Raw genomic sequence first — 23659 nt, 5'->3', positions numbered from 1 at the left:
CTAACAGGGAGCGAGCCTATGCAGTGGAGCGCTTTCAGGCAGTGTCCGCCAAGCCCATGGCGTGCCGCACGCGCCCGCACAGTTCCGCGGGCGAGCGGGAAATGATTTCTTCCGGCACCATGAATTTCTTGATGAGCCGCTTGTAACTCTCGAATCCGTAGGAAACCATGAAAGGATGCATGCCGGAGCCGATCGCGGCCAGGTAATCCTTGTGCTCATCGCCGCAGATGTAGGCGCGCGCCGGATTGATGTCCAGCCGCTCGCGAATCGCCCGGAATTGCTGCATTTTTTCCAGGTGCAGCGGAATATGCGCGAAAAAATCGAAGGCATCCAGATCGATATCATGGCGACTGAACAACAATCTCAATGTTTGTTCGGGCTCATTGGTCATGTTCCGCGTCACCAGGCCGACTGCAATGTCCGGCGCCGCCATCAGGCTCTGCACCAGCCCGGCAATGCCCGGATACAGTTTCGCTTCTTCCCGGTACACCTCGGTCAGGGTGGCGATCAGTTGCTTGCGGCTCTGCTTGCCGATCTGCCGCTTCAGATTGGACGGAAACTCTTTCAAGCCGCCCAGGTATTTGAACAGACGGCGCCGTTTCTGGAACCGTTCTTCATCGCCGATCACCATGCCGTGCCGGGAAAACGTCTTGTCGATGGCGCTATAGGCATCGATAGTCGTGCCGTCTGCATCAAGGATAATTAATCGTTTGCTATTGTTGTACATGATTTACCTGGCCACGGGACACAGTACAGCAACTTATAGCAGTCTTGTGACAGCACGATGACTTTGAAGGACAGTCAAACTTCTGCCGCATCCGATCGGTTTGCCTGCCGCCCCTGTTTCACCCTCCGCTCCTTGCGTAACAGGCGCACGCTGTGCACCGCAGTCAACACCACCGCGCACCAGATGGGGATGTAAGTCGCCAGCTGTCCCGGCGCCATGGATTCGCCCAGGAAAATGATGGCGACGCCAACCAGCAATACCGGCTCGACGTAGCCGAGGATACCGAACAGGGCCATCGGCAACAGCCGGCTGGCGCCCAGGTAAGCGCCCAGCGCCACGGTGCTCAATAAGCCCAGCCCCGGCAGCAGGAATAGCCACATATCCGGCCTGTGGGCAATCACCGGCAAGGAATCGCGCGCATACAGCATGATGGCTGCCATCGGCAACAGTAAAGCCATCTCGAAAGCAAATGACACCGCCGGATCGGCATTGATCTTGCGGCGCAGGATAAAGTAAGGCGGATAGCCAAGTGCCACCACCAGGGTTGGCCAGGCGAAACTGCGCGTCAGCCACAGCTCGTGCAACACGCCGGCCACAGCGCAAGCGACCGCCAGCCATTGGAGGATATCCAGTCGTTCGCGATAATAGAAGCGGCCGACCAGCACCATCGTCAACGGCAGCAGGAAATAGCCGAGCGAGACCTCCAGCGCGCGGCCATGCAAAGGCGCCCACATGAAAATCCAGGCCTGCAGCCCGAGCAACGCCGCCGCCGCCGCCAAGGCAACGCACGTCAAGGGCTCGCGAGCGAGACGGCGCAGCAAGGCGCCCGCCTGCGGCAAACGCTGACGCAGGACCAGCAAGGCCAGCGCGCCGGGCACCGTCCACACTACCCGCCACGCAAATATATCGAGGCCGTCGAGCGGCGCCAGCAATCTGGTGTAGCCGGACATCAGGGCGAACAGCATCGAAGCAGCAACCGACAAGCCGATGCCGCGCCCTGTTTCATGTTGATTCATTGTGTCAAACGCGCCTCGGCAAACATCTTTAATCGCTCATTAATCGTTCAGCGCCGCTTTGGCCGCCTGCTCTGGCGTCAGGCCATCATAAAACTGGTCGGTGAACCATTCCACCTGCTCTTCGATATGTTCTTGCGCCTGCTCCAGAGTGGCGCCGCCGGCCACCAGGAAAGCTTCGACTTCGATACACCAATTGATCAAGGCCAGCGTTTCCGGGTCCAGCTCTTCATTCTTCTTTGCCATCATTTTTCCTGTTTAAACGTCTTATAGCGGCAGTTTGCCAACGCCGGCGCCGGCGAATCCCGGCCCCGGCGGCAAACATGCGCCGCCGGTATTCTACCCGTCTCCGCGCTGCTCAAGATAAAGATGGCCAGACGGGTTCATAACGCGGCATGGCTCCACGTGCCCGCGATCCGGATTTCGCTCTTCACCGAGCGCGCCAGGAAACACTCTTCATGCGCCTTGTGGTGCAGTTGCTGGAGCGCGGCATCATCTGGAACTTTGGCGCCGGAGAAAGCCACCGCCGGCATCAATTCGACCAATGCTATCCAGCTTTTACCATCCGCTCCGCGTTGCATATGCCCCGTGGCTTGATCGACATAACGGTCGACCACATAGCCCGCACTACGCGCGATGTCGAGGAACCACAGCATGTGGCAACTCGACAAGGAGGCGACAAAAGCTTCTTCCGGATCGACATTTGCCGGATTCGACAAAGGCACCCTGACCACGTGCGGCGAACTCGATGCGGGCACTACCGCGCCGCCGTCGAATTGCCATTGGTGGGCGCGGCTATAGCGGTTATCAACAAATACCGCATCCGCTCGTTGCCACTCGATAGTTGCGACATGACTGGACATGAGATTTCCTTTCAGGCTTGGTTATGCTTGGATTGGCGACACAGGCTGGTGAATTTCTGCGGCGTTGATGATACAGGGAATTCCTCTCCTCGGCCTGACCGAGGTCGCCTGTGCCCAGACCGGTGCGGCATCGGCCGCGTTTCTACGGGAAAAGATGAAAAAGACTATAGTATCTGACAAACCGAGAAATCGGATTGCAAGATTGCGGGTATCGCAATGGCATCCGGCTAGATCGGATTTTCGTCAATCCAGTCGCCGGCGAAATCGAGAATGTAGGCGATTGCATCGTCTTCAGTATCGAATTCATTGGTCGGCATGGTTCGCGCGTAACGTGTTTCGCCGGCGCCATCTTTGCCCGTCTGAATCGTAAAACACGCCGCATATTTGCCGCTGCCCTGTTGTTCCAGCCGGGGAAATACCGCATGCCCCTTATATGGATAGCCTTTTACTTCCATCACTGCACCTCTCTTTTAAGAGGAGCGATCCTACCATGCGCCAAACCGGCCACGACGTATTGAAACTGCTTGAACGAGCTGAAATCTTCAGGCGGCGCCGCTGTCATTTCCAGCTATAGCGCAGACCTGCCCAGATTCCGCGCGGCGCGCCATAGCCGCGAAACTGCTCGATAGCGGGGTTAGCGGCGTCATACGCATGGCCAGGTCCGTTGAAATAGTTCCGGCCAAGAATGCCGAAATTTGCATACCGCTTGTCCAGCAGGTTATTGACGCGTGCGAAAAATTCCAGATCACGGCTGATTTTGTAGCTGGTATCGAGATTGATCACGCCATAGCCAGGTACTTTGCCTTGCTTGTCGCTATTGTTTTCATCGCCACGCGCAAAGATCGCACTATTGAGAACGCCGTTGGCGCCGACCGACCATTTTTCATTCATGTCGTAGTCAAGCCTCAGCTTGAAAGAATGACGCGGAATGCCCGGAATCTGCTTGCCCGGCTTGACCTGAATGACGCCGTTGGCGTCCGCGGCAGAATTGTTCGGACTGCTTTCCGCAAACGGCGACTGGAAAGCCGCATCGATAAAACTGTAGTGGGCAGACACCCCCAAAGCGCCAAACCTGGTGCTTGCGGACAGTTCCAGTCCCTGCCGACGCGTCTTGCCGACATTCTGAAAATAACCGGCATTAGTGGCGACGCCATTGCTGCTGATGAACTGGATATCGTCGTCCAGATCGGTCCGGTAGAGCGCCGCGCTCCATTGCGACTCCGTGCCGAATTTGCCGCGCGCACCGAACTCCAGCGTGCGTGAAACCACCTTCTTCAGCGCCGGATCGGCAATAAAATTATTCGGCAGCTGGCAAGGTGCATCCGGATCGGCGCAAGTCAGTTCCACTGGCGTGGGCGTACGCATTCCTTCGCTGTAGGAAGCATAGATGGTCAGCTTCGACGTCGGGTTGTAGTTCACGCCGATGGCCGGATTGAAACGGGAAAACTGGTGATCGCCATTGAGCTTCGGCGCGTCGCCGGTCTGGTCGGCGATACTGATACGCGCCAGGTTGTAGCGCCCGGACAATGTCAGCGTCCAGCGCTCAGACATCGATAGCGCATCCGAGAAGAAAATCCCGGAATAGCTGTTGCGGGTTTTGGCATCGGTGGCCTGCTGAAAATCGCCGATCGCGACCGTACCGCGAGTCGGCGTGAATTCCGCATCCTGATTTGCCTGAGTAAAGCGGGCGTCGCCAAAATCGCCGCTGGCGCCCATTACAAGCTGGTTCTTCTTGCCGGCCAACTGGCCCAGCAAGGTCATCTGCAGGCCGAGGCCGTATCCGGTCTGATCGATTTCCGAGCGATTATTCCTCGCCTGCGCCATATCGACCGGACCTGCCGCAGCATCTGCCTGGCCGCCATTGCCGTTGACATTGCTGCTGAAACCACTGTTCTTGTAGTGGCGATAATACAGATTGCCGCTGACAAGCAGCTGCTCGTTAACGAAATGACTGCCTTTCACCGTCAAAAAACCAAGCTGGTTCCGGTTGCTATCGGGATAGGTATAAGCCTGGCGGATATTGCTGGAAAACGACACAGGCAAGGTCTGCGTGCCTTGCAGGGTATTGTCGGCAGCGCTCAGGCTGATGTCCAGATCGGTGGCGCCAGTCTGGTAGCCCACTTTGCCGAAGAACTGCTGCACCTTGCTCGGATTGTGATCGGCCCAGCCATTGTCTTTGGAATAATTCCCGGTAAAAAAATAATCCAGATTGCCGCCCGCCCCAGCCTTCCCTCCCTGCTCGAATTCGACGCTCTTGCGTCGGGAAGAGCCGCTCGATACTTCCACTGTCCCACCCGGATTTTGCGCACCGCTTTTGGTGTAGATCGCCAATGCCCCGCCCAGCGTATTGAGGCCGAAGACCGGATTCGATCCAGGAATCAACTGGATGCTGGAAATCGCCGATTGCGGTAGCAGGTCCCAGTTCACCACATCACCGAACGCTTCATTGATACGCACCCCGTCCTGAAATACCGACAAGCCCTGCGGCAAGCCGAGCAGCGGCGATGCGGTAAATCCACGAAAGCTGATGTCCGGTTGAAACGGATTACCCTGCGCCGAATTGACAGTGACGCTGGTCGGATTCTGCTCCAGGAATTCGGCGAGATTGCCCTGTCGCTGAACTGCGAGATCCTTACGCGTAAAGACCTGCGCATTGCCGGCGACGTCACGAATCGGGCTACCAAGCCCGGCGAGCGGCGTCGTGCCTATGACTTCAATTGCCGGCAATTCCATGGCTTCAGCCGGATTGACGGCGCGTACCTGGCCGGACCGGCAAGCAACGAACGAAATAGCAAACATGACAACAATTTTGCGCCTGGAGGGAAGCCCCGGCAGCAAGCCAGCAACAGCGTGTCTCATTATTTGATTTTTTCTGTTTGTGCTATCAGAACAGCGGCAATATCAGGGCGTGAGCAGCTTCACGCCATGTTTGGCAAAGATTGCCGCCATCTCGCCGGATGCCGCCAACGCATTCGTCGCGTCTTGCAATAATTTGACAAGCTCCGGGTCGCTCTTCTTCACCGCCATGCCAAGCACCCAGCCTTTGGGCGGCAAGCGCTGAAACATGACTTCACTGATCCGATAATTCGGATCGCCTCTCAACACCGATTCGATTTCAGACAGGCTGGCAACAACGCCATCCAGCTCGCCTGCTTTCAGCTGCTCCAGCGCTGCCGTTGCGGTCGGGTAGATTTTTACGTCATCCCGGAATTTCCCGTCTTCCGCGCCCAGCAGCACGACCGCGCTTATCGACACTTTTTCCACGCCTATCTTTTTCCCGGTGATCGAATCCAGATCCTCGAATCGCGCTACCTTGCGCACGTCCGTGACCAGGCGTACGAGCTCGCGATGATACGGCGCGAAAATTTCTACCTTGTCATTCTGTTTCATCAGGCGCGGGTCCACCGGCACATGCAGCATCACATCGGCCGGACCGTAGCCGAGATAATGGCCTTTCCACACCATATTGCGCAAATCTTCGTCGAGATCGTCGCCGGCCGGGAACGGCAGCAGACTCAGCTTCAATCCGGTTTTTTTCGCCAGCGCTTCGGCCAGATCGATGTCGATCCCGCCGCCGCCTGCCGAAAATGGCGCGAACTCCTTGTACACCGCCACCTTCAATATTCCCGACTGCTTTATTTTTGAAAAATCCTCCCCGGCTCTTACCGGCGGACTCATGCCCAGGAACAGGCAAACGAGCGCCAGTAACGCGATACAGGCTCTGTAAGAAATCTTGGTCATGGTGCGGCGCTCCAGTGTTTGGTATCGGCAGTCATCGGCCGGATGATCGCGCCAGCCAGATCTCAGCCAGCGGCGCGGCCGCTTCAATTATTTAATCGCGCGCACAGTCTCAAGGTAAGCCTTGATAGACCACATCGCTTCCTGATTCAGGATGCCTTCGAACGGCGGCATGTAGACCGCGCCGTTGCGCACCTTCCCGTGCCGGATGGATGTCAGGAAATATTTATCAGTTTCCTTGTAGCAAACTTGTTTTTTGACATCCCCTTTCAGGTCGGCGCAATCGCGATCCAACAAACGCAGGTCGGGAGCGATGCCGCCGGATTGCGCCTGCAATCCATGGCAGCGCGCGCAGTTTTCCGCGTAACCCGAAGTGCCGATCTTGATCGCCTCTTTCTGGTCCCGGTAAGGATTCTCGTCTCGCCATTCGGCGCCGAGTGCCGGCAAGGTTTTGGTGTCGATAGCCTGGGGGGTTACGTCGCCATGCGCTGACGCCGTCAGGGGCATGGATGCAGCAGCCAGCAAAGCGCACGCTGAAATGATGGTGCGGATGGTTTTCATACAGTCTCCTCAACAGTTTTTTAAAAGAATGAGGAGAGTTCAGCAAACGCCGTGCCAGCGGAAATTCCACATGCAACACAATTTTTCTGTCACATAACTGAACAGGTGCTACATTAATCAACAATGCAAAATATAAAAAGGAACACCAGCAGATTCAGCAGGAGTTCAGCAGGAGACAAGTCATGTCACGATTGACAACGAAAGAAGCAGATAAAAGTTCGTCCAAGGGGATAGCTACGACCGCCGCAGGCAGTGGCACGTTTTCTGCATGCGATGCGCATATGATGATAGAAGAATCCCGTCAACGTTCGATCGCCTACGGTTTGTCCGAAACGGAAAAGCCGGATTTCAGTCCCATCGCGCGGACCGACCTTTCTCTATTGCTGGAACAGAACCGCATCCTGCATGCACATGCGTTGCCGGTAATGGAAACGCTGTACGAACAAATCATCAATACGCACAACATGGTCATACTGACCGATGTCAACGGCTTGATCGTGCATACCCTGGGCGATGACGATTTCCTGGAAAAAGCCAATCGGGTTGCGCTCAAGCCCGGTGTCGTCTGGTCCGAAGCGAGCAAGGGAACCAATGCGATCGGCACTGCAATCGCCGAGAACCAAGCGGTGCAAATCCACGCGAATGAACATTATCTGCAAGCCAATCATTTCCTGACCTGTTCCGCAGCGCCAATTTCCGATCATCAGGGCAATGTGATCGGCGTGCTGGACGTGACAGGCGATCAATCCAGCTTTCACAAGCACACGATGGCGCTGGTGCGCATGTCTGCGCAGATGATAGAAAATCACTTGTTTTCAAGCGCATTCCAGCATTCGATCACCTTGCACTTCAACACCAGGCCGGAATTCATCGGCACACTGATGGAAGGCATCGCTTCGTTCTCGCCCAGCGGCAGTTTTCTTTCCGCAAACAAGACCGGCTTGTTCCAGCTTGGCTTGTCGCTCTCGGCACTGCAATCGCACACCTTCAGCTCCCTGTTCGGCCTGCCCATCTCGGCCTTGTTCGACCACTACCGCACGGCGATGCCAGGCCTGCTCAATCTTTGCATGCCCAGCGGCGTTCGCGTATACGGACGCGCTGAATTGAATTCCACCAACAGCATATTCCAGCAATCAGCCGAGCTGGTCCGCTACAATGACGATGGAGCCAGAGATGGCGTCAAAGGCAGCAACCTGGGTTCCCCGTCTTCCCATGCCACGAACCAGAACGCCAGGCGCCTGTCCGGCCTGCGCTATCTGAACACCGGAGACCCGCAGGTCGCCGCATTGATCGACAAGGTCAACAAGGTATTGGGGCGCGACATCCCGATCCTGGTCATGGGCGAAACAGGCACTGGCAAGGAGTTGCTGGCGCAAGCGATACACAATGATTCGCCACGCGCCAACGGCCCTTTCGTGGCCGTCAACTGCGCGTCGATCCCGGAAACGCTGATCGAGTCGGAATTATTCGGCTACGAGGACGGCGCCTTTACCGGCGCCCGCAAAAAAGGCGCCGTCGGCAAGATTTTGCAAGGTAACGGCGGCACGCTTTTCCTGGACGAAATCGGCGACATGCCGTTTAGCCTGCAAGCCCGTTTGCTGCGCGTGCTGCAGGAACGCATGGTCACGCCCCTGGGCAGCATCAAGTCGATTCCTGTGAATATCGAACTCATTTGCGCGACCAATCGCAATTTGCGCGACATGATCGCCAAGGGTGAATTTCGCGAAGATCTCTACTATCGGCTCAATGGCCTGGTGGTCAGGTTGCCGCCGCTACGCGAGCGCACCGACATCGAAACGGTCGTGGAAAAAATACTGCTGGCGGAATCTGCGGGGAAAACCTATACGGTCTCGCCAGAAATCATGCAACTGTTCAAGCAACACAACTGGCCGGGCAACTTCCGCCAGCTGACGAACCTGCTGCGCACCGCGATCGTCATGGCCGACCGCGAAAACATCATCCAGCGCCAGCATTTGCCGGACGATTTCCTTGAAGACATCGAACTGTTCCGCACGCCGAAACCTGAAGAAAACACAAACTGGCGGGTGTCCAACGGCGCCAATCTTGAGGAGATGGAAATCTCGGTCATCCAGCAAGCGCTTGAGTCCAATGGCGGCAATGTCTCCGCCACGGCCAAGGCACTGGGCGTATCGCGCAACACCATTTACCGAAAACTTCCCGTCCAAAAATAAATTCCGGGCGCTGTCGTTGACGCCGACGATCGGTCCGAAATTACCGTTCAGGCCAACCATCCCATATCGCGGATTGCCTGCGTCAACGCGGCCTTTATCGCAGCATCTGGCGGGGTATGCGTTGCGACCTTAACTCTGCCTGCGGCATGCGTTCTCCGGCGGGCAGATCCAGTCACGCGTGCCATGGATCAAAATAGTCAGCGCCGTCGCGGCGTCGCGTTGTTGTTCCGCTGTTCCATTCTGCAACAACGCTGTCAGGAATTGGAGCACATTGTCCTTTTGCTCCCGTGTCCATCCATTTGTCAGTTCTACCCAGGTCTCCGGCGCCAGCGCCTGCAGCGATTGAAAAAACCAGGTCAGAGGTCCGGTTATGCGCCAACAAGGCAGCAAGCAGGCTCCGCGCTGGCGCGGCAAATCGAAGCAGTCCAGCACATGCCCGCGTGACAACTGCTGCCCGGGCCGCCATGCAACGGTTCAGGAAAAATCTTCGGCATGGAACTTGCGTTTATCGACATGATTGCATCAGTTATCAAGAAGCACGATAGCCAATGCTGACATGCAATCACAAATCGTACCCGGTATTTTTCTAATTGAATGGAGACAATCATGACCTGGAGCAAACCTGAATTTTCCGACCTGCGTTTTGGCTTTGAAATCACGATGTATATCGCCAATCGTTAATCCTCAGCTTTAATTCTTAATTATTCGTCGCCTCTGATTCATGAGGATTGCGCGGCGACCGCAAAACGGTTACCGCGCTTCATTCAAGGCTTAAGCGAAGGCACAATGAAAATCATCGTATTAGGTTCTGCAGCAGGCGGCGGCTTCCCGCAGTGGAATTGCAACTGCCGTAACTGCAACGGCGCACGCAACGGCAGCATCAACGCCCGCGCACGTACGCAATCGTCGATTGCCGTGTCATCCGACGGCAGAGATTGGGTATTGATCAATGCATCTCCAGACATCTTGACGCAAATCCGCGCCAATCCGGCTTTGCAGCCGGCGCGCGGCAAGCGCGATACCGGCATCGCTGCAGTGATGCTGATGGACGCGCAGATTGACCATGTCACCGGATTATTAATGTTGCGGGAAGGGAAACCGCTGCCGCTCTATTGCACCAGCGCAGTGTGGGACGACCTGACCGGCGGCCTGCCGCTGGTCCACGTGCTGTCGCACTATTGCGGCGTCCAATGGCATATGCTCGCCGCCAGTCACAACGCCGCGCCGGTGGAGTTGCCGCAGATAGCGGATATCAGCTTCACCCCGCTGAGCCTTTCAAGCAAGGCGCCCCCCTATTCGCCGCATCGGGAAATGCCGCAGCCTGGCGACAATCTGGGCTTGATCATCGAGGACAAGAAGAGCGGAAAAAAAGTCTTTTACGCGCCCGGCCTCGGCCAGATCGAGCCCCACGTCCTCAAGGCGATGCACGGCGCCGATTGCATCCTGGTGGACGGTACCTTCTGGAGCGCCGACGAAATGATACAGCTGGGCTTTTCAAAAAAGATGGCCGCTGACATGGGGCACCTGCCGCAATCCGGCAAGGACGGAATGATAGAAGTGCTGGACGCGATTCGCGACACGCGCAAGGTGCTGATACATATCAACAACACCAACCCTATCCTTGACGAAAATTCCGCTGAGCGCGCGACACTTGCGCAGCATGGGATTGAAGTCGCATTTGACGGAATGGAAATCACGCTATGAAAGACGCAATGGAAAGCAACATCCTGCCGGCCTGGGATCGCACCGCATTCGAAGCGCAGCTGCGCGCCAAAGGAGCGGGCTATCACATTCATCATCCGTTCAACCTCAAGATGAACGACGGCTCGCTCAGCCGTGATCAGGTACGCGGATGGATCGCCAACCGCTTCTACTATCAAATCAAGATTCCGCAAAAAGATGCCGCCATCATTGCCAATTGCCCTGAGCGCGAAACCCGTCGCAAATGGGTGCAACGCATACTCGACCACGACGGCTGGGAAGATAATGCGGGCGGTATCGAAGCCTGGGCGCGGCTCGCCATGGCAGCCGGCATTCCCGGCGATGAACTGTGGTCATTGCAGCACGTCGCTCCCGGCGTGCGCTTTGCAGTCGATGCCTATGTCAATTTCGCGCGCAGTGCGCCATGGCAGGAGGCCGTCTGCTCGTCGCTGACTGAAATGTTCGCTCCGAAAATCCATAAGGATCGATTAGCCAACTGGCCCCGGCATTATGCATGGATCGAACCTGACGGCTTGCAGTATTTCCGCAGCCGTATCTCGCTGGCCGAACGCGACGTCGAACATGGCCTGCAAGTGACACTGGATCATTTCGTCACGCGTGCGCAGCAGGAACGTGCGCTGGAAATACTCCAATTCAAACTCGACGTGTTATGGAGCATGTTGGACGCGATCGAAAAGGTTTATTGCTAACTTATTGCCAACTTATTGCCAACTTATTTCTAACTCATTTCTGATTTCTCACATTGGAACCATCATGAATGCCCCGCCAGAAAAACCAAAATTATCCAGACTGTTTCGGCTGCAGTGGGAGGACGCGCAAAGCGACTATGTGCTGCTCTATCCCGAAGGCATGGTGAAACTGAATCGCAGCGCCGCCGAGATCCTCAAACTCTGCAACGGCGAGCGCGACGTCCACGCAATCACGCACGACCTGGAACGCGCATTCTCAGTCGCCGGATTAAAAGAAGATGTCAACGATTTCCTACGGATTGCCAATGAACGCAACTGGATTTCCTGAAAAGGGCGATCAGCTCGCTGCGCCGCCGCTCTGGCTGCTGGCCGAACTGACGTACCGTTGCCCGCTGCATTGCGTGTTTTGCTACAACCCGCTCAACTACGCAGAAAACAGGAAGGAATTGAGCAGCGCGCAATGGATCGACGTGATGCGCCAGGCACGCAAACTGGGCGCCGCGCAACTCGGATTTTCCGGCGGCGAGCCTTTGCTGCGCGACGATCTCGAAGACTTGATAGGGGAAGGCCGCAAGCTCGGCTACTATACCAACCTGATCACATCCGGTATCGGCCTGACGGAAACCCGCATCGCCCGGATGAAGCAGCTGGGACTTGACCACATCCAGCTGTCGTTCCAGGATTCGACCAGGGAAATGAACGATTTCCTGTCCAGCACCAAGACTTTCGACCTGAAGTCGCGCGTCGCCAAAATGATCAAGGCCTACGACTATCCCATGGTGCTTAACGTCGTCTTGCATCGCTACAATCTCGATCATGTCGCACGCATCATCGATATGGCGCTCGAGATGGGGGTCGAATACCTGGAACTGGCGAATACGCAGTACTATGGCTGGGGCCTGGTCAACCGCGCGCAGCTCCTGCCGACCCGCGAGCAGGTCGAAACGGCGGAAGCCATCGTCAACGACTATCGCACCCGGATCGGCAACCGGGTCAAGATCCTGTTCGTCGTTCCGGATTACTTCGAGGAACGGCCAAAAGCCTGCATGAACGGCTGGGGTTCGGTCTTTCTCGCGGTTGGCGCCGACGGCACCGCCCTGCCTTGCCATGCGGCCAGATCATTGCCCGGCATGGAATTCCCGAACGTAACGCAGTACAGCCTGCACGACATCTGGCAACATAGCGACGCCTTCAACCGCTATCGCGGCGACGACTGGATGCAGGAACCTTGCCGTAGTTGCGACGAAAAGAAAAAGGATTTCGGCGGCTGCCGTTGCCAGGCATACGCGCTCACCGGCGATGCGGCCGGCGCGGATCCGGTGTGCGGCAAGTCGCCGCATCACGACGAAGTAAAGAAGATCGTCTTGCACGCCAGGTCGCGGGACGATGCGGCATCTGTGGAAAAACCGGTGTTGTTCCGGACCGACGCCAATTCGCGTCTTTTCTTTGAGAACAAGGGTTGACGCCGGCCTCGCCAAAAAAATATACCCGGCCGCCGGCAGCGCCGGCGGCCCCCTCAGCTCACCTCTTTCAATTGTTCCAGAATGGCCGGATTCTCCAATGTCGAGATATCCTGCGTGACGGCCTCTCCCTTGGCTAGCAGACGCAACAGGCGGCGCATGATTTTGCCGGAACGGGTTTTCGGCAGATTATCCCCGAAGCGCAATTCTTTCGGTTTCGCGATCGGACCGATTTCCTTTGCCACCCAGTTACGCAGTTCGGCCGCAATCAGCTGCGCCTCTGCACCCGCAGGCCGCGCTCGCTTGAGGACCACGAAAGCACAAATCGACTCGCCCGTCGTCGTATCCGGCTTGCCGACTACCGCTGCTTCCGCCACCAGCGGATGGGCAACCAGCGCCGATTCGATCTCCATCGTTCCCATCCGGTGGCCGGATACATTCAATACGTCGTCGATGCGTCCGGTAATCGTAAAGTAGCCGGTATCGACGTCGCGGATTGCGCCGTCGCCAGCCAGATACAGCTTGCCGCCCAGCTCTTCCGGAAAATAGCTCTTGATGAAACGCTGCGGATCACCCCAGATGTCACGGATCATCGACGGCCACGGGCGCTTGACAACCAGGATGCCGCCTTGCCCGTCAGGCAGCTCCCTGCCGGCTTCATCGACCACGCCGATCATGATGCCCGGCAGCGGCAAAGTGCACGAGCCGGGCACCATGGCAGTCGCACCAGGCAAGGGGCTAATCATATGGCCGCCGGTTTCGGTCTGCCAAAACGTATCGACGATCGGGCATTGTTCGCGCCCGATATGCTTGTAATACCAAAGCCAGGCATCCGGATTGATCGGCTCGCCGACCGAGCCTAACAACCGCAGGCTCGTCAAATTATATTGCTGCGGATGCACGTCCGGATTGCTGTCGGCGGCTTTTATCAGGGAGCGGATTGCCGTTGGCGCAGTATAAAAGATCGTCGCCTTATGTTTCTCTATCATTTGCCAGAAACGTCCTGCATCGGGATAAGTCGGCACACCTTCAAACACGATTTCAGTCGCACCGGCCGCCAGCGGGCCGTATGCAATATAGCTGTGGCCGGTCACCCACCCGATATCGGCGGTACACCAAAACACGTCGGACGGCTTGAGGTCGAATGTCCACTTCATCGTCAGCATCGCCCATAGCAAAAAGCCGCCGCTTGCATGTTGCACACCCTTGGGCGTGCCGGTCGAACCCGATGTATAGAGGATGAAGAGCGGATGTTCGGCGCTCACCCATTCCGGCTCGCACAGCTCCGATTGAGCGGCCATCAAATCGGCAAGCCACAGATCCCGTCCGGCGACCTGTCCTGTCATGTTTCCCGTGCGGCGATGGACGATGACGTGCCTGACCTCATCGCAGCCGCCCATCTCAAGCGCCTGGTCGACAATTGATTTCAGCGGCAACGATTTGCCGCCGCGTACCTGTTCGTCCGACGTAATGACGGCAACAGCGCCGGCGTCGATGATGCGCTCTTGCAAAGACTTGGCCGAGAATCCCCCGAATACGACCGAATGAATCGCCCCTATGCGCGCGCAGGCTTGCATCGCGGCTATACCTTCGATCGACATAGGCATATAGATGACAACCCGGTCGCCTTTGTTTACGCCTAAGGCTTTCAGGCCGTTCGCCAATTTGCATACCTTCTGATGCAATTCCCGATAAGTGACCCTGGTCACCTCGCCGCCATCCGCTTCGAAAATGATCGCCGTTTTATCGGCATTGCCGTTGACAAGATGGCGGTCCAGGCAATTGTAGGAAACATTCAGATGACCGTCTTCAAACCACCTGTAAAACGGCGCATCGGATTCATCCAGCGCTTTGGTAAACGGTTTTTGCCAGATCAGGTTTTCACGCGCCAGCCGCGCCCAGAAGCCTTGATAGTCGCGCTCGGCTTCTGCACAGAGGGCGCGATACGCATCCATGCCGGAGATCGCGGCGTTTTTCACAAACTCCGCCGAAGGGTGGAATTGCCTGGATGCTTGCTTTAACAGTGTGATGTCGTCCATATCTATCTCTATCCTGCATGTGTTTGATTGCTGCCTGAGCCGGTGGCCATGCATATGCAATACGCAATCGCCATGGCGACCAGCAAAAAAAACTGACGACCGCAGTCGTCAGCCAAAACTGCCCAGGGAGGAGCGGAGCAGCCGACGCTATACCGCAACAGCCTGGCGGGCAGCCGTCATCACTTTGAAGCAAGCTTGAACACCCATACCGAGCCGCCTTGCTCCAGGAAATTGACCTTTTTCGCCACTTCGCCACCCCACAACGGTACTGCGCCGCCCCATCCGGAGGTCACCGCAACATACTGGGTATCGCCGTCTTTCCAGGTGACCGGCGGCGCTACAACGCCCGAACCGGTCTGGAATTTCCAGAGTTCCTTGCCGGTCTTGGCATCGACCGCCTTCAGGAATCCTTCAGGCGTGCCGTAAAACACCAGGCCGCCCGCGGTCGTCATGACACCACCCCATAACGGCGCGCTATTCTTGATTTCCCAGACGATCTTGCCGGTCTTCGGATCGATCGCACGCATGGCGCCGATGTAGTCTTCATTAAGCGGATGGATAGTGAAGCCCGCACCGAGAAACGCTCCGCCTTTCTTGTAGCTGACCGGCTCATTCCAGATATCCATCCCCCACTCATTGGCCGGCACATAGAACAGCTTGGTTTGCGGGCTGTACGCCATCGGCATCTGGTTCTTGGCGCCGAGGAAAGCAGGTGCGGCAAACACGGTCGCGCCCTTCTTGCCTTCTTCGCCCTTGGTAGGGTCGCCCGGGCGGCCGCTATCGATGTAGTTCGGACGACCTGTTTTCAAATCGATGCTGGATGCCCAGGTGATTTTCTTAACGAACGGAAAGGCGTTTTCCAGCTTGCCGTTTTTGGCGTCGATCACATAGAAAAAGCCGTTGCGATCGGCTTTCCCGCCCATCCGCTTGCCATCCATGTCGAAGGTAACGAACTCATTGACGCCGTCGTAATCCCAGCCGTCGTGCGGCGTAGTCTGATAACTCCATTTGATTTTTCCGGTATCGACATCCAGCGCCACTGTCGACGCAGAATACAGATTGTCGCCAGGACGCAGATGGCTGTTCCATGGCGCAGGATTGCCGGTGCCGAAATAAGCCAGTTTGGTGGCCGGATCATAGGTTCCGCCCAGCCATGTGGCGCCGCCGCCGGTTTTCCACAAATCGCCGGGCCATGACTTGTTGAGCGTGCCGGTAACGCCGTTTTCCGTGGCCTTGCCGTCCTGGTCGTACTTGTACCCCATGTGGCCTTCGATCATCGGCCGGCTCCATACCAGCTGCCCGGTCTTGGGATTGCGCGCCTCGACCCGGCCTACCACGCCGAACTCGCCGCCGGACACGCCTGTCAGCAGCAGTCCGTTGGCGATAAGCGGTGCTGCAGACATCGAATATCCGGCAGCATAGTCATCCACCTTTTCTTTCCAGACGATCTTGCCGGTATCCTGTTCGAGCGCGACCAGTTGCGCGTCCAGCGTACCGAAGATGACCAGATTGTCGTACAGCGCCGCACCGCGGTTGACCACGTCGCAACAAGGCATGATGCCGTCCGGCAGCCGGTGTTCGTATTTCCACAGCTTGGCACCGGTTTTCAGGTCGATCGCGTAGATGCGGGAGTACGAGCCGGTGACGAACATTTTGCCGTTATAGATCAACGGTTGCGATTCCTGTCCGCGCTGCTTTTCGCCGCCGAACGAGAAGGACCAGGCCGGAACCAGCTTGCCCACGGTCCGCGTATTGATTTGCGTCAGTGGCGAAAAGCGTTGCCCTTGCGTACCCATGCCCCAGGACAAAACGTTGTCCGGCGCCTGCGCGTCGTTGGCAATCATTGCATCGGTAACCCCTGCCGCGTGGGCAGAAAACGCACTGTACGCCATCATCCCAAGCAATGCTGCTATCAGATTTCTCTTCATGTCATCCTCCTTTTTTTTAAACACTAATTCACTACCGATTTATGGCATCCACCCCGGGAGGCGCTGCTGCCTATACGAGCTGCATGTATTCTTCATCGGAAAATAATCGCGAACGTGTCAGGAATCGTTTCCCCGATCCGTTATCCAGAGAAAACATTCCTCCCATTCCGGCCACGACATCGATGATCAGTTGCGTATGTTTCCAATATTCGAACTGCTCCGCTCCCATGTAGAAGGGTTGGCCGCACAGTGTTCCGAGCAGCACGTCGGTATCGCTGATACCGAATTCGCCCAACGCATAGCACATGGGTGAACTGCCGTCGCAGCATCCTCCTGACTGGAAGAACATCATTGGTCCGTGCCGCTCGCTCAGCAAGCTGATAAATTCTTCGGCAGCAGCGGTCGCAACCACACGCTGAACGGTTGGCTGTGTCATGTTTTCCTCACTGGGCTCACTCAGATTTGCGACGCGCCCGCCGTGAGGCAGGCGCGTCCCACCAACGCTATACGCCCTTAAAAGAAGCCCATCGCGTTGGGGTTATAGCTGACCAGAAGATTTTTGGTTTGCTGATAGTGATCGAGCATCATCTTGTGGTTTTCGCGTCCTATGCCCGATTGCTTATAGCCGCCGAACGCCGCATGCGCCGGATACAGGTGATAGCAATTGGTCCATACCCGGCCGGCTTGAATCCCGCGCCCCATACGGAATGCGCGCGAGCCGTCGCGTGTCCACAAACCGGCTCCCAGGCCGTACAAGGTATCGTTGGCAATTGCCAGCGCGTCTTCTTCATCCTTGAAAGTGGTTACAGACACTACCGGGCCGAAAATCTCTTCCTGGAAGATGCGCATCTTGTTGTGGCCCTTGAAGATCGTAGGCTGCACATAGTAACCACCGCCAAAGTCGCCCGTCAGATTGTTGCGTTCGCCGCCAATCAGGACTTGCGCGCCTTCTTGTTTGCCTATGTCCATATAGGACAGGATTTTTTCCAGCTGCTCTTGCGAAGCCTGGGCGCCGATCATCGTCGTATTGTCGAGCGGGTTGCCCTGCTTGATCGCGGCGACACGCTTGATTGCGCGTTCGATGAAACGGTCGTAGATCGATTCCTGGATCAGGACCCGCGACGGACAGGTACACACTTCCCCTTGGTTCAGCGCGAACATGGCGAAACCTTCGAGGCATTTGTCGAAGAATGCATCGTCTTGATCCATCACATCGGCAAAGAAAATGTTAGGCGACTTTCCGCCCAGCTCCAGTGTCACAGGAATGATGTTTTGCGATGCATACTGCATGATCAGGCGGCCGGTGCCGGTTTCTCCGGTGAAGGCAATCTTGGCGATGCGCTTGCTGGAAGCGAGCGGCTTGCCTGCCTCCAGGCCGAAGCCGTTGACGATATTCAGCACGCCTGGCGGCAACAGATCGGCGATCAGTTCCGCCAGCACAAGAATCGACGCCGGTGTTTGCTCGGCCGGTTTCAGTACGACACAGTTACCTGCGGCCAATGCCGGCGCCAGCTTCCATACGGCCATCAGGATAGGGAAATTCCACGGGATAATCTGGCCGACCACGCCCAGAGGCTCATGGAAATGGTAAGCGTAGGTCTGGTCGTCAATCGTGGCTACCGAGCCTTCCTGAGCCCGGATGCAGCCGGCAAAGTAGCGGAAATGATCGATTGCCAGCGGGATATCCGCCGCCATCGTTTCGCGGATCGGCTTGCCGTTGTCTATGGTTTCGGCGATTGCCAGCGTTTCCAGATTGGCTTCCATACGGTCGGCAATCTTGTTGAGAATATTCGCGCGCTCGGCAGGCGAGGTCTTGCCCCAGCTGGTCTTGGCAGCGTGCGCGGCATCCAGCGCCAGTTCGACATCTTCTGCCGAGGAGCGGGCGATTTCACAAAATGCCTGCCCCGTCACCGGTGTCACGTTTTCGAAATAAGCGCCATTGACCGGAGGCACGAACTTGCCGCCGATGAAATTATCGTAACGCTTCTTGAACGGGTTCTTGACACCTAGTTTACTAATGTCTGCGAGATTCATGTCATCCTCCGGTTAATGTGTGCTTGAATCGTGTGTTGTTGAATCAAAATTTTCGGATAGGCCATCTCCGATACAGGACTACTCAGCAATCGCCATGCCAGCCGCTAAAATCGCAATTCCGCAGAGGAGAAGCACCGGTTGTCGGATAAGAAGCCGCTAACTGCAGAACGAACACTCCGGCTGGCCAGATTGCAACTGTCCTATTTTTGAACACTCCTTGAATCGACTGTTCCAAATTGTTGAAACCTGTTGCTCCGGAACGCGTGACGGGGGGCGGCCGGGACATATGACTTTCCGGCCGCCCCGCTGCCATCAAGATCGGTAAACCTCAAGTCGAGATAGCATCGGCATGTACGTCAAAATGCATGTTTGATGCCCAATTGCACAGCGCTTGTTGTCTTTCCTGCGCTGGCGAGAAAGGCGTTGTCGTTGGCAACGCCGAAGGCCGCGCCGGCGGTGTAGCCGTTCCCTGCATTGACGCCGGAGAGCAGCGCGTAAAGGGTGGTACGCTTGGACAATGCATAATCGTCGCTGAGTATCCATGTCCCGGAGGTATCGCTGACGCCCTCCTTATTGCTGGAGTAGTAATACGCCAGCGTCGCGGTGTTGCTGGCCGACGTACGATAATTCAGGCCCGCACCATAGACATGGTATTGCGCCAGGCTGGAACCCGATGCCGGATCGCTGTTCTTGTTGTTCAGGTAATTGGCGGTCAACGTTGCATCGCCTATCGAATATGCCGCACCGACACTGTATTTCCTGGTTTGTACACCGCTGCCACCGGTCAGCCCCGCTGCTTGCCCGCGATCGGATTGATAGGCGGCCGACAGCGTGATCGGGCCGGTATACGTTGCACCCAGCGCAATGACGCTGTTGCCCGAGTTATTGCCGGCAACTTCGCCAAGGCTGTAGGAAGCGCTCAAATTGACATCGGCAATTTTTGTACTGAGGCTGATCGCATTCGCGACAAAAACATCAATCACGGCATTTGTATTGGCGGGTGCAGTTGCAATACCGGCATTCAAGGGATTCTGGGTTAGCGCCCATGAAATCAAACCGGAAAAAGTCTCTTTCAAGCCGCGCGGATCGGTGGCGGCAAATGCCAGCACCGCAGGCGAATATTGCTTACCCAGCGTCACCGTGCCGTAACTGTTGGAAAGACCGACATTGGCTTGGCGGCCGAACAAACCGCCCCATTGATTGCCGGCACCGGAATTCGAAAAGAAATGGCCTTCAAGATCGAAATTGGCTTTCAATCCGCCGCCCAGATCTTCGGCGCCCTTGAAGCCGAAGATGCTGGGACTGACGCCGCCCGAGCTGAGTGCGAACACGCTGCCGGTACCGCCTGATGGCGCATTTTGCTTATTGACGGCCACAAGTCCCGCATCGACCACACCGTAGACGGCCACCGACGATTGTGCGTGCGCTGCACCGGCTGCGGCGCCGAAGGCCAGCAATGTGCACAGCGATTTATTCAGTATTTTTCCCACCTGGATCTCCTTTGTATAGTTGATTTTTTCTAAGCATCGACATGCAGATGCAACAGCCAATGGGCAAGATGTATGCCTGTGGAATTCTCGTATTGCCGTGTGAAATTTTTGCGGCCGCAACTGCATTCGCATAAAGCGCAGCCGCCACTGGAAAGACGTCGCTTTCAGGGATGAAATGCCGTGTTTTCCGAAACTGCATTTGATCCAAATGACGGCTTCGGATTCAATCGGCAGAAATCTCGAACGGCAGCGATGCGGGGCAATCGCATAGGACGTCAGCTGTGCAAATCAGGATCATCTGTGCCACACGCTGTTCAAATCTTGATCGCTAGACCTGACGACCCCGGGCTTGCGTACATCGCGGGCGCAGACGCCGCGCCGCCATTGCCGATCAGGGCAGCATGCGCCCGAATATCCGGTCGCGGTCGATCAGCACATGTTTGCACGCGGCCAGCACATGAATCGCGATCAGCGCGATGAATGCGATAGCGATCAGCTGGTGATAAGCCATGAACAGCTCACGCAAATGCTTGTCTTCCCAGGCCCATTTCGGTAACGCCAAACCGAAAAGCCTGACGCCATATTTATTGAAGGAAGACGACAGATAGCCGGTCGCCGGCTGCAGCACCATGCAAAGGTAGAGCAGGCCATGACTCCATTGCGCAGCCCTTGCCATCGGGCGCGAGATACCGCGCGGCGGCGCTGGCGGCGGATACGCCAGGCGCCATCCCAGGCGCAGCAGGATCAGCGCACCGGCCAGAACGCCCAGGGATTTGTGCAAATTGAAATACACTGCTCTGCCAGGAATACTCTTGGGGATATCCGCCATGTAATAACCCAGGCACAGCATGCCGATGATCAGCAAGGCAATCAGCCAGTGCAAAGCGATCGCCGGCAATGCATAACGCACTTTGTCAGCGCTGGCAGGCAGCGCGCTCATCTGATCGCCACTCCCCACGGCAGCTCGCCGACCGCTATTTCCTTGCTGACGCGGTTGCTTACAGTATCGATGACAGACACTGAATTGGAACGGCCATTGGCGACATACAGTTTCTTGCCGTCAGGCGTGATCGCCATGTTCCACGGACGCTTCCCGACCGCAATCGTCGCAATCACCGTATTGCTACCCGCGTCTATCACCGACACCGTGCCATCCTTCCCGTTAGAGATATAGACGCGGCTACCGTCAGGCGACATGGTGACGCCATTCGAAAAATTGCCCGGCTTGATTTCCGCTACGACCTTTTGCGTGGCCACATCTACCGCATACACCATGCTTGCCAGTTCCGCCGCAATGTAGGCCTGGCTGCCGTCCGGGCTGAAGGCGACGCCACGAGGGCGCAGCCCCAGTTTGACCGATGCGACTTGCCGGCGTTTCGCCACATCGACGATATCCACTGAATCCGCTTCTTCGGCGCTGACATATAGCCATTTTCCATCCGGACTGAAGGTAGCGTGCTCAGGATTCTTGCCTTCGGTCTTGACGCTGAACACTTTCCTGTTTGTCGCGGTAGAAATGAAACTGACCGTGTTCGTGATTTCACTGACGGCGGCGACCCAATCCCCGGCATGCGAAATATCGACGCCCTCGGGCGACTCCCCCAAAGGAATCGCGCCGATCTGCTCTCTTTTTTTCAGATCGATAAGCAGCAAGGCATTAGCCGGCTGGTCGCTGACATACAAGGTATTGCCATCGCTGCTGACCGCCACGCCGCGCGGCTTGGTTCCGGCCTTGATTTGCCCCACCACGCTATCGTCGGCGCAATCGATGATCGAAATCGTGCCCGATTTTTCATTAGGAACATAGGCAAACGGCAGCGCGCTCGACGTACACGGCAGCCATAACGCAGACAATGCCCCGGCCAAGGCCATTCGTTTGACAAGGCTGGCAAACTTGTCTCCAGGGTCGGCACATGGTCCGATAAATGACGACTTCGAGAAGATATGCGGAAAGTAGTTATTCTTCATAATGCAGCTGCCTATCGAATAGGGTTGAGCGGGATGCGATGGTGTCCATGAGTGCCACGATTCATATGACGCAATATGCATGCCCAACATGCCCGCATAGGAGTCAGGTGCTGGTTGCTTGACTGGCACTTCACTTACAATTGGGAGCTGATATCGAAGTGTTTCAATTTCAAACAACGAATTGATGCAGATTGGTACAGTTGCCCACGTCCTGCACCGATCATCAGACACTTCGTCAAGCTCTCAGCGTTCGGGTAAGCCGTCATTTAGACGTCGCCGCCGGCATATTTCCGATATTCGTCTTGCGAAGCCGTCCTCTCGTAAAACCACAGCTACCGTGGCGCCAATTTTTTCGTTTCCTGCAACTATGTCTGACCTAAGTTTTTAGGCTCATAGTCTGTCCCATCGTAACCACTGGAGCGCGCCATGAATAAATTGGCAAATCGAATGGCATCTGACTGCTTAAACAAAGTTCCTGAAGTCACGCTAGGTTTTTGGATCGTCAAGATCATGTCGACCACGGTCGGCGAAACCGGCGCGGACTATCTTGCTGTTAACGCAGGTTTCGGCCAAATCGTTACCGCTAGCGTGATGGCAACGTTACTGGCGATTGCACTTTTCGTGCAGCTCCGCGCACGGCGCTACGTTCCGTGGATGTACTGGTTGACCGTGGTGCTGGTCAGCGTGGCGGGCACCCAGATCACCGATGCGTTAACCGATGGCCTGGGCGTAAGCCTCTATCTCAGTACGACAGTTTTTGCTGCCGCTCTTGCCGGGATATTTGCGGTGTGGCACCGAAGGGAGGGAACGCTTTCCATCCAGGCGATTTTCACGCGCCGTCGAGAGCTGTTCTATTGGGCCGCCATCTTGTGCACTTTTGCACTCGGCACCGCAGCGGGCGACCTGGCCACCGAGGCCTTGGGCCTGGGTTTCCGATGGGGAGTGCTGGTCTTTGGCTTGCTGATTGCCATCACAATGGCGGCATTCCGTCTGGGCGCGAATAAGGTGCTGACCTTTTGGGTCGCATACATCCTCACGAGGCCGCTGGGTGCAGCGCTTGGCGACTTGCTGTCGCAGTCTGAGAAGTACGGGGGTCTCGGTCTCGGCGCGCAATTGACGAGTGTGTTGTTCCTCGTGGTGATCATCGGACTGGTTGTGGCGGCGCAGCGCAATGCAGTCTTCAAGACGGAAACTGCGCAATAATCGCTCAATAATTTAGCCGGCCGGATGCAACT

General features: G+C 56.5%; 22 protein-coding genes. 7 read left to right on the top strand and 15 right to left on the bottom strand.

Features of this window, described 5'->3' with window-relative positions:
* Positions 1-34: 34 nt before the first annotated feature.
* The 8 genes from BLV81_RS00550 to pedF all read right to left on the bottom strand — a co-directional run bounded on the left by BLV81_RS00550 (position 35) and on the right by pedF (position 6902).
* Positions 35-727, bottom strand: coding sequence for an HAD family hydrolase (locus tag BLV81_RS00550; protein WP_092351355.1), 693 nt, complete (start codon positions 725-727; stop codon positions 35-37).
* Positions 728-801: 74 nt separating this feature from the next.
* Positions 802-1743 carry an EamA family transporter RarD gene (gene rarD, locus BLV81_RS00545; protein WP_092351353.1) on the bottom strand — a complete coding sequence of 314 codons (942 nt, stop codon included), beginning with the start codon at positions 1741-1743 and terminating at the stop codon, positions 802-804.
* Positions 1744-1782: 39 nt separating this feature from the next.
* On the bottom strand, positions 1783-1986 hold the full coding sequence (locus tag BLV81_RS00540; protein ID WP_092351351.1) for a hypothetical protein: 204 nt from the start codon (positions 1984-1986) through the stop codon (positions 1783-1785).
* A 137-nt stretch (positions 1987-2123) separates the two neighbouring features.
* Positions 2124-2603 (bottom strand): OsmC family protein, encoded by a 480-nt coding sequence (locus tag BLV81_RS00535; protein WP_092351349.1) that lies wholly within the window; start codon positions 2601-2603, stop codon positions 2124-2126.
* A gap of 227 nt (positions 2604-2830) precedes the next feature.
* Positions 2831-3058: a hypothetical protein gene (locus BLV81_RS00530; RefSeq protein WP_092351347.1), complete on the bottom strand. Its 228-nt coding sequence runs from the start codon at positions 3056-3058 to the stop codon at positions 2831-2833.
* A gap of 103 nt (positions 3059-3161) precedes the next feature.
* Positions 3162-5402, bottom strand: coding sequence for a TonB-dependent receptor (locus BLV81_RS00525; protein WP_255364836.1), 2241 nt, complete (start codon positions 5400-5402; stop codon positions 3162-3164).
* Between the two features lie 102 nt (positions 5403-5504).
* On the bottom strand, positions 5505-6344 hold the full coding sequence (locus BLV81_RS00520) for a substrate-binding periplasmic protein (RefSeq protein WP_176992686.1): 840 nt from the start codon (positions 6342-6344) through the stop codon (positions 5505-5507).
* A gap of 87 nt (positions 6345-6431) precedes the next feature.
* Positions 6432-6902, bottom strand: coding sequence for a cytochrome c-550 PedF (gene pedF / locus BLV81_RS00515; RefSeq protein WP_092351343.1), 471 nt, complete (start codon positions 6900-6902; stop codon positions 6432-6434).
* Between the two features lie 284 nt (positions 6903-7186).
* On the opposite strand from pedF, the gene BLV81_RS00510 reads away from it, so the two are divergent.
* The 6 genes from BLV81_RS00510 to pqqE all read left to right on the top strand — a co-directional run bounded on the left by BLV81_RS00510 (position 7187) and on the right by pqqE (position 12968).
* A complete protein-coding gene (locus tag BLV81_RS00510; protein WP_092351737.1) occupies positions 7187-9094 on the top strand; it encodes a sigma-54-dependent Fis family transcriptional regulator in 1908 nt (635 codons plus the stop codon).
* A gap of 606 nt (positions 9095-9700) precedes the next feature.
* A complete protein-coding gene (gene pqqA, locus BLV81_RS00500) occupies positions 9701-9775 on the top strand; it encodes a pyrroloquinoline quinone precursor peptide PqqA (RefSeq protein WP_139217194.1) in 75 nt (24 codons plus the stop codon).
* A 105-nt stretch (positions 9776-9880) separates the two neighbouring features.
* Positions 9881-10798, top strand: coding sequence for a pyrroloquinoline quinone biosynthesis protein PqqB (pqqB, locus tag BLV81_RS00495; RefSeq protein WP_092351338.1), 918 nt, complete (start codon positions 9881-9883; stop codon positions 10796-10798).
* Positions 10795-11505: a pyrroloquinoline-quinone synthase PqqC gene (gene pqqC, locus BLV81_RS00490; protein WP_092351336.1), complete on the top strand. Its 711-nt coding sequence runs from the start codon at positions 10795-10797 to the stop codon at positions 11503-11505. The genes pqqB and pqqC overlap by 4 nt, the downstream gene beginning before the upstream one ends.
* Before the next feature lie 64 nt (positions 11506-11569).
* Positions 11570-11833, top strand: a complete 264-nt coding sequence (gene pqqD, locus BLV81_RS00485; protein WP_092351335.1) for a pyrroloquinoline quinone biosynthesis peptide chaperone PqqD — start codon at positions 11570-11572, stop codon at positions 11831-11833.
* On the top strand, positions 11811-12968 hold the full coding sequence (gene pqqE / locus BLV81_RS00480; RefSeq protein WP_092351333.1) for a pyrroloquinoline quinone biosynthesis protein PqqE: 1158 nt from the start codon (positions 11811-11813) through the stop codon (positions 12966-12968). The genes pqqD and pqqE overlap by 23 nt, the downstream gene beginning before the upstream one ends.
* 53 nt (positions 12969-13021) lie before the next feature.
* Here pqqE and acs read toward each other — a convergent pair whose 3' ends face one another.
* From acs to BLV81_RS00445, 7 genes are all read right to left on the bottom strand, one after another.
* Entirely contained in the window at positions 13022-15004 is a 1983-nt protein-coding gene (gene acs / locus BLV81_RS00475) for an acetate--CoA ligase (RefSeq protein WP_092351331.1), read from the bottom strand.
* A 179-nt stretch (positions 15005-15183) separates the two neighbouring features.
* Complete coding sequence (locus BLV81_RS00470; RefSeq protein ID WP_255364858.1) at positions 15184-16899, bottom strand: PQQ-dependent methanol/ethanol family dehydrogenase; 1716 nt, start codon at positions 16897-16899, stop codon at positions 15184-15186.
* A 103-nt stretch (positions 16900-17002) separates the two neighbouring features.
* Complete coding sequence (locus tag BLV81_RS00465) at positions 17003-17368, bottom strand: DUF779 domain-containing protein (protein ID WP_092351328.1); 366 nt, start codon at positions 17366-17368, stop codon at positions 17003-17005.
* 77 nt (positions 17369-17445) lie between these two features.
* Complete coding sequence (gene adh / locus BLV81_RS00460) at positions 17446-18966, bottom strand: aldehyde dehydrogenase (RefSeq protein WP_092351326.1); 1521 nt, start codon at positions 18964-18966, stop codon at positions 17446-17448.
* 356 nt (positions 18967-19322) lie between these two features.
* Positions 19323-20456 carry a porin gene (locus tag BLV81_RS00455; RefSeq protein WP_176992685.1) on the bottom strand — a complete coding sequence of 378 codons (1134 nt, stop codon included), beginning with the start codon at positions 20454-20456 and terminating at the stop codon, positions 19323-19325.
* 391 nt (positions 20457-20847) lie between these two features.
* A complete protein-coding gene (locus BLV81_RS00450; protein WP_092351322.1) occupies positions 20848-21396 on the bottom strand; it encodes a cytochrome b in 549 nt (182 codons plus the stop codon).
* Positions 21393-22424, bottom strand: a complete 1032-nt coding sequence (locus BLV81_RS00445; RefSeq protein WP_255364835.1) for a beta-propeller fold lactonase family protein — start codon at positions 22422-22424, stop codon at positions 21393-21395. Before BLV81_RS00445 ends, BLV81_RS00450 begins: the two co-directional genes overlap by 4 nt.
* A 426-nt stretch (positions 22425-22850) precedes the next feature.
* On the opposite strand from BLV81_RS00445, the gene BLV81_RS00440 reads away from it, so the two are divergent.
* Positions 22851-23627, top strand: a complete 777-nt coding sequence (locus BLV81_RS00440; protein WP_092351318.1) for a COG4705 family protein — start codon at positions 22851-22853, stop codon at positions 23625-23627.
* Positions 23628-23659: the final 32 nt, after the last annotated feature.

This window comes from Collimonas sp. OK242 (genome assembly GCF_900107095.1).
Lineage (GTDB): Bacteria > Pseudomonadota > Gammaproteobacteria > Burkholderiales > Burkholderiaceae_D > Collimonas.
Note: the sequence above shows the minus strand (reverse complement) of the source record. Positions and strands in the feature narration are given on the sequence as shown.